Annotated in this window: 17 protein-coding genes; 15 read left to right on the top strand and 2 right to left on the bottom strand. The window is 55.8% G+C overall.

The genetic code is table 11. The annotated features are described in order from the left end of the window. The first annotated feature begins 468 nt into the window (after positions 1–468). From LEP6406_RS0210510 to LEP6406_RS0210465, 10 genes are all read left to right on the top strand, one after another. Positions 469–939, top strand: a complete 471-nt coding sequence (locus LEP6406_RS0210510) for a Rieske 2Fe-2S domain-containing protein (protein WP_008314399.1) — start codon at positions 469–471, stop codon at positions 937–939. Positions 940–1,183: 244 nt separating this feature from the next. Further along, entirely contained in the window at positions 1,184–1,375 is a 192-nt protein-coding gene (locus LEP6406_RS0210505; protein WP_008314401.1) for a heavy-metal-associated domain-containing protein, read from the top strand. A 131-nt stretch (positions 1,376–1,506) separates the two neighbouring features. After that, a complete protein-coding gene (locus LEP6406_RS30200) occupies positions 1,507–2,004 on the top strand; it encodes a type IV pilin-like G/H family protein (RefSeq protein WP_008314403.1) in 498 nt (165 codons plus the stop codon). A gap of 324 nt (positions 2,005–2,328) precedes the next feature. Continuing rightward, on the top strand, positions 2,329–2,694 hold the full coding sequence (locus LEP6406_RS0210495) for a translation initiation factor (protein ID WP_008314404.1): 366 nt from the start codon (positions 2,329–2,331) through the stop codon (positions 2,692–2,694). Continuing rightward, entirely contained in the window at positions 2,694–4,637 is a 1,944-nt protein-coding gene (locus LEP6406_RS27475) for a glycoside hydrolase family 10-like protein (RefSeq protein ID WP_008314406.1), read from the top strand. The genes LEP6406_RS0210495 and LEP6406_RS27475 overlap by 1 nt, the downstream gene beginning before the upstream one ends. Before the next feature lie 822 nt (positions 4,638–5,459). Continuing rightward, a complete protein-coding gene (locus LEP6406_RS0210485; protein ID WP_008308721.1) occupies positions 5,460–6,857 on the top strand; it encodes an ammonium transporter in 1,398 nt (465 codons plus the stop codon). 349 nt (positions 6,858–7,206) lie between these two features. Continuing rightward, positions 7,207–7,641 carry a hypothetical protein gene (locus tag LEP6406_RS0210480; RefSeq protein WP_008308720.1) on the top strand — a complete coding sequence of 145 codons (435 nt, stop codon included), beginning with the start codon at positions 7,207–7,209 and terminating at the stop codon, positions 7,639–7,641. A gap of 19 nt (positions 7,642–7,660) precedes the next feature. Then, positions 7,661–7,927: a DUF433 domain-containing protein gene (locus LEP6406_RS31095; RefSeq protein WP_081748057.1), complete on the top strand. Its 267-nt coding sequence runs from the start codon at positions 7,661–7,663 to the stop codon at positions 7,925–7,927. Next, positions 7,914–8,096, top strand: a complete 183-nt coding sequence (locus LEP6406_RS27465) for a DUF4160 domain-containing protein (RefSeq protein ID WP_008308719.1) — start codon at positions 7,914–7,916, stop codon at positions 8,094–8,096. The genes LEP6406_RS31095 and LEP6406_RS27465 overlap by 14 nt, the downstream gene beginning before the upstream one ends. Before the next feature lie 27 nt (positions 8,097–8,123). Further along, entirely contained in the window at positions 8,124–8,420 is a 297-nt protein-coding gene (locus LEP6406_RS0210465) for a DUF2442 domain-containing protein (protein ID WP_008308718.1), read from the top strand. Between the two features lie 119 nt (positions 8,421–8,539). Here LEP6406_RS0210465 and LEP6406_RS0210460 read toward each other — a convergent pair whose 3' ends face one another. Next, positions 8,540–9,223 (bottom strand): urease accessory protein UreF, encoded by a 684-nt coding sequence (locus tag LEP6406_RS0210460; RefSeq protein ID WP_008308717.1) that lies wholly within the window; start codon positions 9,221–9,223, stop codon positions 8,540–8,542. Between the two features lie 91 nt (positions 9,224–9,314). Continuing rightward, entirely contained in the window at positions 9,315–9,746 is a 432-nt protein-coding gene (locus LEP6406_RS0210455; protein WP_008308716.1) for an acyl-CoA thioesterase, read from the bottom strand. Positions 9,747–9,862: 116 nt separating this feature from the next. Between LEP6406_RS0210455 and LEP6406_RS32805 the strand changes: the two genes are divergently transcribed. The 5 genes from LEP6406_RS32805 (at position 9,863) to LEP6406_RS0210435 (ending at position 14,130) form a co-directional block, all read left to right on the top strand. Next, complete coding sequence (locus LEP6406_RS32805; RefSeq protein ID WP_008308715.1) at positions 9,863–10,144, top strand: hypothetical protein; 282 nt, start codon at positions 9,863–9,865, stop codon at positions 10,142–10,144. Positions 10,145–10,340: 196 nt separating this feature from the next. Next, entirely contained in the window at positions 10,341–11,195 is an 855-nt protein-coding gene (locus tag LEP6406_RS0210450) for a universal stress protein (protein WP_008308714.1), read from the top strand. Next, positions 11,196–11,555 carry a nucleotidyltransferase family protein gene (locus tag LEP6406_RS0210445; protein ID WP_008308713.1) on the top strand — a complete coding sequence of 120 codons (360 nt, stop codon included), beginning with the start codon at positions 11,196–11,198 and terminating at the stop codon, positions 11,553–11,555. After that, positions 11,528–11,995, top strand: coding sequence for a ribonuclease toxin HepT-like protein (locus LEP6406_RS0210440; protein ID WP_008308712.1), 468 nt, complete (start codon positions 11,528–11,530; stop codon positions 11,993–11,995). The genes LEP6406_RS0210445 and LEP6406_RS0210440 overlap by 28 nt, the downstream gene beginning before the upstream one ends. Before the next feature lie 245 nt (positions 11,996–12,240). Beyond that, on the top strand, positions 12,241–14,130 hold the full coding sequence (locus LEP6406_RS0210435) for an ABC transporter ATP-binding protein (protein WP_008308711.1): 1,890 nt from the start codon (positions 12,241–12,243) through the stop codon (positions 14,128–14,130). Positions 14,131–14,135: the final 5 nt, after the last annotated feature.

Raw genomic sequence — 14,135 nt, 5'->3', positions numbered from 1 at the left:
GCACCCGTAGGCGGAATCCCTTGTCTGCCCTATGCCCTCCGAGCAGGCTCCGCCAGACTCCGCTCAGGACAAGTCCTGTTCGCATAGCAACTTCATCGAAACATCTCGGTCTAACGGCCAAGATCGAGATTCCTCTCTCCGTTTCACTGCGCTCGGAATGACAGGCCCATTGTCATGTTGAAGCGCACTTGTCATGTTGTTCGCGAAGCGACTCCGAAAGGAGTAACGCAGCGCAGCGGAGTCGTAGACGCGAAGCGGCTTCTCTGGGAGTAACATCTCCGTCTAACAGCCAGACCAGGATCCCTCCCTGTGCTCGGAATGAAAGGCTTCCTTCTGTTTCTTCCGGGCATTATCTACCATTTTGGGTTGGCTCCGTTGCCCGGTGGGCGAGAAGACACTCAAAACTCCAGCGCCTAAGATGGACAAAGTTTACATCATTCGCTGAGACGTTTCAGAGACAAAATTGCCATGAGTTTTCACCGTCGTCGTTTCCTTCAGTACAGTGCTGGCAGTGCCCTGGGTACCATTGCCCTGGGGTGGCTGGCGGGCTGCACACCAGAGTCCTCCTCTACGGCTGGTACTGACACACCCCCATCCGATGGCGGCGTTGTCGCCACAGATGAGGGCGGCACTCCCTATGCGCCAGAGACAGTTTTGGCGGCAGCGACAGCAGGCGATCGCATTTTGGCCCAGGGATTAGAAAACCCCGCGTTTTTGGTCATCACCGATGGACCCGCTTTCGCGGACTATGGCATCAGTTCTGTCTGTCCCCATCGCCAATGCGTGGTGGATTGGGACCCGGCGGCTGAGTTGTTTATCTGTCCCTGCCACGATTCTCGCTTTGACGCAGAGGGCAAAGTCACCCAGGGGCCTGCCACAACGCATCTAGAAACGGTAGCGGTCACCGCAGACGGGGAGCAGGTACTGCTCTCGAATTAGGTTTACCCAGTATGGAGCAGGCAGGTTTTGAGCCGCCCATGAGGCAGAGCCTCCGGCAGAGGTACCCAGGCAGAGCCAGGGCACCAGACACAAATTCCATAGGCGGCATCCTGCATTGGGCGCGGAAACCGCGCCCCTACGGGAAATTTAATTCAAAATTCAAAATTCAAAACTTAAAATTCCTACCACCTTTCACCCCCACACCCCCACACCCCCACACCCATACCCCACACCCCACACCCCCATGCTCACCCTCACCATCCCCGACATGGCCTGCTCAGCCTGTGCCGATACCATCACCCAGGCGGTGCAAGCCCTAGACCCTACCGCCACCGTGACCGCCGACCCTGCGACCAAACAGGTCACGATTGATACGGCGGTGGATTCCACCCAGGTTACTCAAGCGATCGCGGCAGCGGGTTATACCGTCCAATAGGGCCAAACTCTAGCGGAGACTACGGAAATTCCCTGAATTTTGGGAGCAGGTGATATGGAATGAATCTGAGCCGGGTAGTCTACTCACAGGAGCTAGACAAAGCTACCCGCTTCCCAAGGAGAGACTTCCCCATGACGACTAACTTCAAAACTCGGTTTCTGAATCATTTGATCGCTAAGAAAGAAGAGGGTGGCTTTACCCTAATTGAATTGCTGGTGGTTATCATCATCATCGGCATCCTGGCCGCGATCGCTCTGCCTTCCTTCCTCAACCAAGCCAACCGCGCCCGTGAATCTGAAGCCAACACCTACGCTGGTTCTGTAAATCGGGGTCAGCAAGCCTATCGTCTAGAACAACCTAGATTCGCTACAGCATTTAGTGAGCTAGAGGTCGGTATTGGGACGGCAGCGGGAGATGGAACAATCTCAACTAAGTTCTATAAGTATGCTGTTGGAACAGGCACGACTGGAAATGCTGCAACTAGCGCTAGCATTACGGCAACTCCTCTGGATGTAAACCTACACGGTTTCAGAGGCTGTGTTGACGCTGTTGCCGGTCAGAGCAGCGCTAAGCTTTCTAAATCTAGTGCCGTTAATACCGTACCTAGTGCTGCTGACTGTGGCTTGTAATTCGACATGGTTTTGTAGGATGGGTAAAATAGAACGTGCCTATCCTATCCCCTGAAATTGGGCGGTGGGCATTGCCCAGCTTCAGTGGGTTCTAATACCGAACAATGTGAGAGTCAAAAGGGGGCGTGCAGTTGCACGCCCCCTTTTTCATTGGGCCTCTACTTGGCTTTTTCCTGGCCGGGACAAAGGCCGAAAGGCAGTGCCCATCAAGGCAGATTTGCACAAGGGACACGTACCGGAGTGAGGGGTTTTGTCCTGTCGTCCCAGGGGCCGTGGCATACTGGGGCAGCAGTGATGAGGAGTTACGGGAGGGAGAATGCCACCATGGCCAAGCGTAAGGGAGCCAGTGCTCAGGGAACCGATGCTCCCCGCGATCGCGTCGTGTATTCAGAATTCAGCACCGCCCGTCCCGCCGCCCTACAGCGGGGGGTACAGGATTTGCCCCCGGCCCAGCAGTCCCTGAAGGTAGAAGTCAGCCGCAAAGGCCGAGGGGGCAAGACCGTCACCATCGTCAGTGGCTTTCAACATCGTCCCGAAACCCTGGCCACCCTCTTGAAGAAGCTCAAGGCCCAGTGTGGCAGTGGCGGCACCGTCAAGGAGGCTACCGTCGAGATTCAGGGAGATCATGCCCAGACGCTGCTGACGGTGCTGCAAAAACAGGGCTATTCCGTAAAGCGTAGTGGTGGTTAATGGCATCGTTTATATATCGGCTGTTGAGTCAGCGGACAAATCGAGAAGTTTCACGAGCTGTCCGCCGTTTATCAACCGGGCAACGGCTGGCAACGGGCATTCTCCTGGGGTTGATCTGGGCCATTCTGCTGGGGGCCATGGTGCCCTTGATGGCTCAGACCTTGCCCCAAGCACCCAATGCGGTCCTGTCCCAGGTGGTCACCCCCAGCAATCCACCAGGGAACCGGGGGTCTGAGCCCCCGCGTCCCCCTAGAGCTGTGGATATCCAAAATCACTGGGCCGCAGACTGTTTGCAAGCCCTGAGCGATCGCCAGTTGCTGCCCCTGGACCGCGACCAACGGTTTCACCCAGAAGCCGCCGCCACCTGGGCTGACCTCGCCACCCTGCTGACCCAGGGACTCCCCGCCGCAGGGGTGCCCTACCAGGGGGCCAATGCCGCCGAACGGGCGCTGGGCTTGGCCTCTCCCGTCAACCCGCTCCACACCTATCCCGATCGCTACTACGATGCCAACCGCACCATTACCAGGGCGGAGGCCCTTACCGCCTTGGCAGCGCGGGCAGGACTGCCCTACGTGGCCCGCCCCGGCGACCTGCTGCGGACAGGGCTGACGGATGGAGCCAGAGTGCCCCTTTATGGTCGGGAGGGAGTTGCTGCCGCCCTCAGTGCAGGACGGCTGGTGAACCAAGCGGCCCCCCAGACCCTGAGCCCCAATCAGGTAGCAACGCGGGCGGAGGTGGCGGCTTTGGTGTGCAAAGCTAGCCCAGAGTCCGCTCTGCAAGCCACGATTCCCCCGGCCTGGGTCACCCCGTTACCGGAACTGCCGCCTCAGATCCAGCCCCTCCAGGAGGTGCGGGGAGTTTGGATGACCAATATCGACAGCACGGTTCTCTTTTCCCAGGCCAATCTGGCAGCGGGGGTGGCGCGGCTCAAGGCGCTGAATTTCAATACCCTCTATCCCGTGGTGTGGAATGGGGGCTATACGCTGCACCCAAGTGCGATCGCAGAACGGATGTTGGGCCGTGCCAAGCGCCTGTACCCAAACGAAAGTCCTGCCCTTGAAGCGGCCCAGGGCGATCGCGACATGCTGCGGGAGCTCATTGACTTGGCCCACGCCGAGGGCATGGCGGTGGTGCCCTGGTTTGAGTTTGGCTTTATGGCCCCTGCTGAAGCCAGCTATCCCCTGCGCCGGGAGCATCCCGACTGGTTTACCCAGCGTCGAGATGGCACCCAGGATGATGTCCAGGGGGCGGAAACCTTTGTCTGGATGAATCCCTTCCATCCCCAGGTGCAGCGGTTGCTGCTGCTCTTGGTGGATGAGGTGTTGCAAAACTATGACGTGGAGGGCATCCAGTTCGACGACCATTTGGGCCTGCCGGTGGCCATGGGCTACGACCCCTACACCGTCAATCTCTACCGCCAAGACCACGGCGGCACCGCCCCCTCCGATGACGAGTCCGATGCCGAGTGGGTTCGCTGGCGGGCGGAGAAGATCACCACCTTTGTGGAGGGTCTCCATCGCCTAGTGAAAAATCGGCAACCCCAGGCCATCGTCTCGATCTCCCCCAATCCCTATCCCTTTTCCTACGGGCGCTATCTCCAGGATTGGCCCACTTGGGAGCAGCGGGGGTTTGTGGAAGAATTGGTGGTGCAGGTCTACCGCAATGAGCTCGATCGCTTTGCTTGGGAACTGAATAAACCCAGTATCGAGCAGGCCCGCCGCCATATCTCCACCAGTATCGGTCTGCTCAGTGGTCTGCGGGGGCGTCCCACGGATGGGGCGCTACTGACGGAACAGTTGGCCGCAACCCGCGATCGCGCCTACGCTGGAGTTTCCTATTTCTTCTATGAAACCCTGTGGGTGGCGGGGGCGGAAACCGCTGAGGAACGGCTGCACCAGTTCCAATCCGGGTTCGCCCTCCCGGTTCCCCGTCCCGGCGGATAAATACAGTCCTTCCAAATTGCGCTTGCCCCCCCTTGGTAACTGCTGTGTACACATAATTTCTGGAAGGGTGCTTATGCCCCTTGCAACCCTTAATCCCCCCTTTACAAGGGGGGAAACTCTAGTCCTCCCCCTTTACAAGGCTGCTGTGTACACATATTTCTGGAAGGGTGCTGATGCCCCTTGCAAACCCCCCTTAATCCCCCCTTGTAAAGGGGGGAAACTCTAGTCCTCCCCCTTTACAAGGGGGAGTTAGAGGGGGTCAGGCCGGGATGCCCATCAAACAGTGACTTATGTGTACACCGTACCCTTGGCAAGGAGGAGTTAGAGGGGGTGAGATCCGTTGCACCACCAGTCAGGAATTGTGGTGCAACATCCTAGTACCCGTACCTGCGGCGTAAATCTTCTGACTACTGCGCAAGCCTCTGGCTTGCCGCAAGCTTAGGAACAGGTATCAACCTCATCCGGAACAACACCCTAAATCCAGCGCTGCAATGGGGTTCCGTATCGCTCACTACAGCTCCTAAAGGGTTTGCAATGCAAACTCTTGACATAACAACCTATCCAGGTAAATTCAATCCCTCAGCGATGTAATTCCACCGTGTTTCTGGAATCGTAGACTGCCCTTTGGTGAGGACGTATTTGATTTTCAGAAAATCAGATCCCACCTCATCAGAACCTTGTCTATAAACATGAGCCTTGGTCAGCAGAGGCTATGGAAAATTTTGCGACGAGAAATCAAAGCTCTGGTTTTCCTGATGTACGTTTCTTAGTCCACCTTTGACCCTTTTGTTCACCCCCATCTGACACCTAGGAGTATGACCTATGTCTCCTGAATCACAAGAGTTTCTAGCAACTTTTGTATCAGAGTCCTACTACTATTGGGCCTCTGTACTGATGTTGCTTATTCACGTGGGCTTCCTCGCCTACGAAGGAGGCGCGGCCCGGACCAAAAATGTTCTGGCCACGATGGTCAAGAACCTGCTGACCCTATCCATTGTCGGTCTTACCTTCTTCTTTTTTGGTTGGTGGGTTTACAACGCCTTCTCCCTCTTTCCCTTTCAGGGAGGTATCGTCGGCCCCTGGACCGATCCCGCTTCAGAAGGCACCGTAGGTGAAGTCCTGGGGCTCGTCCAAGCCTCCTATCCCTGGTCCCCCGCCCTAGGGCCAAACGTTGCCGACAACCTCACAGGTGTTTTCTGGTTTGCCTTTGCCCTCTTTGCCATGACCACCGCCTCCATTCTCTCAGGGGCAGTGATTGAGCGTATTAAAATCGGAGCCTACGCCATCCTCGCCATGGTTCTAGGCTCCTTTACCTGGGTGGTCGCCGCCTCATGGGGCTGGAATCCCTACGGTTGGCTCTTTACCCAATTGGGTTACCACGATTTTGGTTGCTCGGGACTACTCCACGCCGTTGCAGGCTTCTTCGCCTTGGGCGTCTTGATCAATTTGGGGCCACGGGTCGGCAAATTTGACGCCCAGGGCAAACCCCGTGTGATCATGCCCCATAACCTGCCCCTAACCATGGTGGGCTTGATGCTGATTTTTGTCGGCTTCTATGCCTTCTTGGCCGCCTGTGTCATCTTCGTACCGGGGCAGTCCATGGAGATCACCATCTATGGCACACCGATGACCTTGGCCTCCGTAGGGGTTAGCACTACCCTGGCCCTCTCCGCTGGCTTTATTGGAGCCTATATCGGCTCTAAAGCTGACCCCTTCTACACCATTTCCGGGGGCCTTGCAGGCATTATTTCCGCTGCTGCCGCCATGGATGTGTACAGCCCTCCCATTGTGATTTTGCTGGCCTTCGTCGGGGCTTATACCATGCCCTTTGTGGGCAACGCTGTGGAAAGGGCAGGTATTGATGATGCTGTAGGAGCCTTTGCGGTCCATGGCTACTGCGGTGTGTTTGGTTCCCTCATGGTGGGCATCTTTGCGGCGGGCTATCCCCAGCTTGATGGCATTCCAACAACAAATTTATGGGCGCAAGTGATTGGGGTTAGTATCTGTGCCCTACTTCTCGGATTTCTTCCCGGCTATGGCGTCAGCTTTGTGCTGAATAAGTTTGGTCTTCTGCGGGTTTCGGAAGAAGAGGAAATCGCTGGTCTAGACCTAGTGGATTTCGGCATCGAAGGCTACCCAGAATATTCCATTTTGTCAGAGCAGAATGGCTATACTTCGCAGAAGAATGTTCCCATGGCTCAAGCTAGCCCCAAGGCTTAGTCAATACACTAAGTGTTCCGTCAGGAAAATTTTGAGGGTCTTCGACCCTCAAAATTCAACCCCAACTAAACTCCAGGGTTTCGGTCACCCGTCAATCATTAATTGACTAAGCACTAGTGCTGAAAGGCAAAAGTCTGCCCTCTTCGCATAGGGTCTCCGGAGTAGCAACAAAGTCGTTGGCTTTGCCTGCCCGCTGGCGATGACCCTGCCTTTGACATAGGGCATAGGGGCACAAGCCACAAAGGCAATTCCCTGTCACATTTCCCTGTCACACAAGGTTTCCTGCTTTGGCAAGTAGGTAAATCATTTCTGCCGCAGAGTACTAAAAATCCAGGAGGATAGACCCATTATGTCCAGTCCATTTTCTACGATTGAAGAGTTTGAAGGGGCGATTGATGGCGCTACTGAGGGCGCAATCTACACCTTTTACAACAGCCCAGCGGTGAATATCATTTTCTTGCTGATCGGGGTGGGCTTTTTCTGCTGGTTTATCTTCAAAACCTTCTCCACCCATTACGACTTGCCGGGGGTTGACAAGTCCCTCAATAGCTTAAGTGTATTGCTAGTGGCGGGTCTGCTGTCCTTGACGGGGGCAGAGTATCGGCAAAATCGACAGTCTACCCAAGCCACTGAGGCCATCCCCCAGGCGGTAGCGTTCCATCCCCCTACTCGAACTCCAGTGGGCTTGCTGGGGTTAGTGGGCATCGCCCTCCCCTCTGTCGGGCGCACCAAGGGTCGCTATCGTCAGCGTCTAGCTCGAAACCGAAAATCCTTTAGGCTCTAAAGAGTTTTCCCAGTTTTAGATAGAGGCTCCATCCATAGATTTCAGGGAATGGGTCATCCCTAAAATTGAAAAAACACCGGGTATTTGCGGTAGCGAGGCCCGAATCGCCAAGACCCGCATTCCGGCCTGGGTGCTGGTACAAGCCCGTAACCTGGGTAGTCGTGATGCAGAAATCCTGCAAAATTATCCCACCCTTACCGCAATTGATTTGACCAATGCTTGGCTCTACGCCGCAGCCCATCCTAGGGAAATTGAAGCCGCGATTTTAGCAAATGAAACTGCTTAAACAAGATGCCGTACTGCATCTTGTTTGGGCTAGCCTAGAGAGCCCCATTGAGCGTGACCAAGCGGAGGCCAAGTTTTGGCTAACTCCAGTTCCACTCCACAGCAATAAGGGATTTAGTCGCAAAGAAATCAACCCTATTCAGAAGCAAGTCGAAGAGAATCAAGAGTAATTATTGGAGGGCTGGCATGACTTTTTAATGGTTGACTTAAAGGACATTCCCACCATTCAGTCAGTCGAGATCACTGATGACACCTTATCCATTGATCTTGTAGATGGCCGGACGATTTCTGTGCCGATCGCGTGGTATCCACGGCTGTTGCAGGGGTCTGCCAAAGAGCGCCAGGATTGGCGATTTATTGGTCATGGCGCAGACATTCATTGGAATCAGCTTGATGAAGACATCAGTGTCAAAAATCTGATTCTGGGTCAGCCCTCAAGAGAGAGCCAACCATCATTTCAGCGATGGCTGAGTCAACGTCAAGCAGCAGCCTGAGAAATGGCAAGCCCTGCGTCACTTGGCAGAAGGTGATGCCCTGTGATCGGTTCCATGCCTTATAGCCCCACCTCACCCTCAGCCGCATCTGACTCAATCGGCTTAACCGTGAAGGGAATCTAACTCCTAAACAAGCGGCTGTATTGGGTTTCATGGGTCATGCTGGCTAGGGTGAGCCCCCAGCTACAGGTGGTCAGGTCATGGTCCAGCAGGGTGGGGATCCTCTCAGCAGCTCTACTCAGAGGATCTGCTAAGTGGCCCAGAAGGCGTTGGCCTTCTGTTTGACCCAGGGGCACGAGGCGCACACCAGCGCTGATCAGGTTAGCGGCCCAGCTTTGTAGGTATATCAAGATGGTTTCTTCGATAGGCAATTGCCACAGGGCGGCAGCGATACCAAATGCGATCGCAAAATTACAGGGCTGAGTAGAGAAGGTATCTGGTAAGGGATTAAGGCTACCGGGCTCTAAATCCCGTAACAGCCGCAGGAGAGAGCGCCCCATTTGCCAGCTTTGCTGCCGCAGCTCCTCCGTCTCCCGCACGGCAGATAGCCAATGATTCCAGCGCTCTAGGGCAGCGAGATCTGACTCTTGCCAAGCGACCATAGCCCGCCCCATCACCGCCGCCTCTAAGCGAATCGCCCCCATTTCTAGTTCCTGGATCAGCCAGTGGGCTAGATTCTCGCCGCTGGTAATGCGACCTTGGTGAATTAGGGTCTCTACCCCCTCGGAGTAGCTGTAGGCTCCTACGGGGAGAGCTGGACTGGCAAGTTGGAGTAAGCGCAACAGAGCAGCGGCAGATGTCATCGATGTTCTCCATATCCAGCGAAGCGAGAAGACTCTACTATGCCGCAGAAATCACCCCTCACCCTTGACCCCCTCACCCTTCACCCCTCACCTACTCGGCATACAAGCGATCCAGATCCTGCTGAAACTCGGCTGGCAAGCGGCGCAGTACCCGCCGGGTCTGGCGATCTACTGGGGCCAGCACCACTGTCCCCAGCACACAGGTTTCCCCTGTAGCCTGGTTTTGAATGTCATACTGCCACACCAACCGCACCCCCCGGCGGGGCTCTAACCAAGCCCGCACCATAGCATCCATCCCCATGCCTAGGGATTGGCGGTAGCGCAGGGTCAGTTCCACCACAGGCAGATCCACACCGGCAATGACCCAGTGGGCAAAGTTGAGGCCATGGGCACGCAGGAACGCCACTCGGGCCTCTTCCATCCAGGCCACATAGGTGCCGTGCCAGACGATGCCAGCATAGTCCGTATGGTGGGGGTAGACATGGACCGGATACTCAAACACCGACTTAGGAACAGCGGTCATGGCCATTAAAGATTGTGAATCATGAAGGAGCCCTAGGCTAGAACCCCAGGCTACGGCATCTTGAGAAGAGACCTCCCTAGCCTCAACCCTTACCCTTCGCCATCGGAATAATACCTATGGATCCTGCATTTATCATCGGAGCTTTAATTGGTGGCTTTCTTATTGGAGCCCTATGTGGTCTAGTCCCGTTCTTCTTGGCGAGAAAACAGCGCCGCATGACCCTAGGGCTGATTGCCCTTGTGGTTTGTACCTTCTGTGGCGTCATTCTGGGTATCTTGCTGGCGGGTCCAGTTGCGGCTGTCTTCTCCGTCGTAATTGTGACTACAAACAAGTCTGAATCTGGTGGGTCAGCGGATTCCTCTCCAACTGCTCCCCCTTCGGATCGCGGCACTGAGTAGTGTTGTTGAAAATCATGAAATCGCTTAAACCCCGCTGATCTTCGGTGCGTATGATGAACTAGGGATAGTAAAGTGCCTGACAGTCCAAGGCTTTTCGAGCTTATCTCCTAGATTCAATTGTTCCGTTTCTGTCAAAACATCTCAATTTTTTAATGTTTTTCGGCCCCACCATGAGGGGTCTGCTTAGGAGGTCATCATGATCGAGAAAATTCTACTGGCGGATTCTGGCATTGGGAACACCGAAGCCGCAATGAAGGTACTGATGGAGATCCCGCTAATTCAACGGGCCTCTGTGACGGTGCTGCATGTGGTGCCCTCCCAAATTTCGGCAGAGGATATGACCAGCCGCTGGGAAGCTGGGGGGCGAACTCTGGCCAAGGCCATCAGCAACCTGAACCTCGACCCAACTCGGGTTACCGCGATGCTGCGGGAAGGGGAACCCAAGGATGTCGTGGTGCAGGTGGCGGAGGAAATCGATGCCAGTCTGATCATCATGGGTTCTAGGGGGCTCCAGGGGCTGCGGGCGATTTTAGATAATTCCGTTAGCCAGTATGTGTTCCAACTGTCCTCCCGTCCCATGCTGCTGGTCAAGGACGATCTCTATATGATTCGTCCCATCAAGCGGGTGTTGGTGGCGTTGAATAAGTCTGACTCTGCTCAGCAGGGACTCAAGCTGGCGATCAATCTCCTACGGGATGTCAAGGGGTCAGAGCTGGTGCTAGTGCATTCTATTTCCAACCTCAAGGCTCGTCCCTTTGATGAGACCGATCCTGACCCTCGCAAAGATCCTATTCTTACCGCTGCTGCCGCTGAAGCCAGTCGCTATGACATTGCCTACAAGCTGGTAGCTCCCGAGGGTAAGGCGGGGCAACGGATTTGCCAACTGGCGGAAGATATGAATGTGGATCTGCTGATCCTCGGTTCTCCTGACCGTCGCCCCTCTATCGCTAAGGGCATTCCCGATCTCGATCGCTTAGTGGGTGAATCGCTCTCGGACTATGTGCGGGTGTATACCCCTTGCCCTGTGCTGATGACCCGTATCAGCAGTTAGATGGCTTTTCCTACGCCGATTTTGGATGCAAGGCTGGCCCAGCAACGGCAGCAGCAGGAGCGATCGCGGCAACAGGTTTTGGCTGCTGCCCTGGACTGGCTAGCCCAGCACGGGGGGCACTATGGTATTGACCATGGCTATGTGTTTGGGTCGGTGACCCAACCGGGCCGCTTTTCTGCAACGGCTGATGTGGATGTGGGGGTAGACAGTTTGGGGATAGGAGATCCCTTTGGGTTGAGCAGCTATCTATCTTTGCATCTGGATCGGGATGTGGATGTGGTGCCCCTGGATCAGTGCCACTTTGCCGGGAAGATTCGGGAGCAGGGAACGCCATGGAACGCGATCAACTTGCCGGATTAGGGGCTGAACTCCGTGCCCAACTGCGTCTGTTAGCGCGGGTTCATCAGCGCTTGCAGGATCGGCTGGTGCTGGGCTTGGAGGGGGCAGCCCAGATGGACAGCATTGCCTATCAAATTCATAATCTCTATTGTGCGGCTGAAGATCTTTTGAAACTGGTGGCGACGGCCTGCGAGAACCAGGTTGGCAGTAGCGGAGGATGGCATCGCACGCTGTTGCTACGGATGAGTGAGCCGGTGCCGGGAGTTCGGCCCGCTTTGCTGTCTGAGGAATTATTCGATGGGATGAATCGTCTGCGGGGGTTCCGGCACTTTGTGCGCCATGCCTATGTAACGGAGATCGACCCATCTCAACTGCGGAGTAATTTAACGTTAGCCCTGACGTTGGCCACGGAGTTGCCGCTGGCGGTGCAGCGGTTCATGGCTGAGCTGGAAGGCTTGTAGCGGTCCTCACTCGGTTTACGTACAGGCAAGGGGCTTAAGCCCCTTGTTCACGGAGGTGTCAGATGGAGGCTTAACCGCAGCGGCACAGCACTTATCTGAGAATTTGCCTCCAGTGCCGTTTTTCTGGGGGAGCGCTGCTATGATCCGTTACTAACTCGACTGTGCCACGCTGTGCCACTGGATTAGGTTCTGAGGGCTGGGGTGCGGTTGGGGGTTTTGCCCATCCTCTGAGCACGCTGACTGCTATGACCGCTCCTATTTTGGATGTTCGCCATCTGACGGTGCAGTTTCAGGGCGAGGGTGGCCTGGTAGAGGCGGTGCAAGCGGGATCATTTCAGGTGCAGCGGGGTCAAACCCTAGGCATTGTGGGGGAATCGGGATCGGGCAAATCGGTGACTTCCCTGGCGGTGATGGGGTTGGTGCCCAGCCCCCCTGGACGGGTCACCGCTGGAGAGATTTGGTTTTCCCCGGCGGCGGCGGAACCCGTTGACCTCCGCACGCTGACACCGACCCAGATGCGGCAAATTCGGGGTAATCGGATTTCTATGATTTTCCAGGAACCTATGAGTTCCCTGAACCCCGTCTATACCTGCGGATTTCAACTGATAGAGGCGATTCGTCAGCACCAAAATCTGGAACCGGAGGCGGCGCGGCAATCTGCGATCGCACGTCTACAAGAAGTGCAGCTTCTGCCCCAGGATGATGTGCTTACCGAGCAGATTGCAGCAGCGAATCCCCGATGGCGACCCAGCCAGATCAAACAGGACATTGATCAGCGCCACCAAGCCCTCCTCAATCGCTACCCCCACGAACTGTCTGGCGGACAAATCCAGCGAGTGATGATCGCCATGGCCATCGCCTGTGACCCTGATCTGTTAATTGCGGATGAACCCACGACAGCCCTGGATGTTACCGTCCAGGCCCAGATCCTAGACCTGCTGCGGGAACTGCGCGATCGCAGAGGCATGTCCATGATCTTCATTACCCATGACCTAGGCATCATTGCCGAGATTGCCGACCAAGTGGCCGTGATGTACCAGGGAAAAATCGTAGAAACGGGGCCGGTGTGGGACATTTTTGCCCAGCCCCAGCACCCCTACACCAAGGGTTTGCTGGCCTGCCGCCCCCTCCCCAGTCAACGGCTGCGGCAGTTGCCGACGGTGGCAGACTTTATGGAGCTAGTGCCCAATAAGACCGGAACTCCCACCATTCGGGAACGGGATCAGAATCCAGACCAGGTGGCAGCTTGGGAGCAGGAGATTTCACCTCAAGAGATCCGCGATCGCCTCCAAACCCTAGAGAAAAACGGCCCCCTGCTGCGGGTGGAAAATCTTCAGGTGGGCTACCCAATCCGAGGCATCTTTGGTAATACCCGCCGCTATGTCATGGCGGTGAATGATGTCTCCTTCGACATCTATCAGGGAGAAACCTTTGGTCTTGTAGGGGAATCGGGCTGCGGCAAAACCACCCTGGCCCGCGCCCTAGTCCAGCTCGTATCCGCTAGGGGTGGGCATGTCTGGTTTGACGGGCAAGATGCCCTGACCCTGCGGGGCAAAGCCCTGCGTCACCTTCGCCGTGAAATGCAGATTATTTTCCAGGATCCCTTCAGTTCCCTGGATCCGCGCATGTCCGTTGGAGCTGCGATCGCAGAACCCCTCACCATCCACAAAGTCGCCCGCAATCCCCGTAATCAGCGGGAACGGGTCGCCTACCTACTAGAGCGGGTGGGCCTCGACCCCAACTGTATCAAACGCTTCCCCCACGAATTTTCTGGGGGGCAGCGCCAGCGCATCTGCATTGCCCGTGCCCTAGCCCTCAATCCCAAATTCATCATTTGCGACGAATCGGTGTCGGCCCTAGACGTATCGGTCCAAGCTCAAGTGCTAAACCTGCTCAAGGAACTTCAACAAGAGTTTAACCTCACCTATATCTTCATTTCCCATGACTTAGCGGTAGTGAAGTTCATGAGCGATCGCATTATGGTCATGAACCAGGGCCAAGTGGAGGAAATCGGCCCTGCCGACCGCATCTACTGCGAACCCCAGCAGCCCTACACTCGTCAACTTATCGACGCCATCCCCATCGGCAGCCTCGATCGCATCCAAGAACTCCAAGCCGGACGTGCCATCGCCTGACAGGC

Source organism: Leptolyngbya sp. PCC 6406 (assembly GCF_000332095.2).
GTDB lineage: Bacteria > Cyanobacteriota > Cyanobacteriia > Phormidesmidales > Phormidesmidaceae > PCC-6406.
The sequence above is the reverse complement of the archived record's forward strand: the minus strand, read 5'-3'. Positions and strand labels throughout refer to the sequence as shown.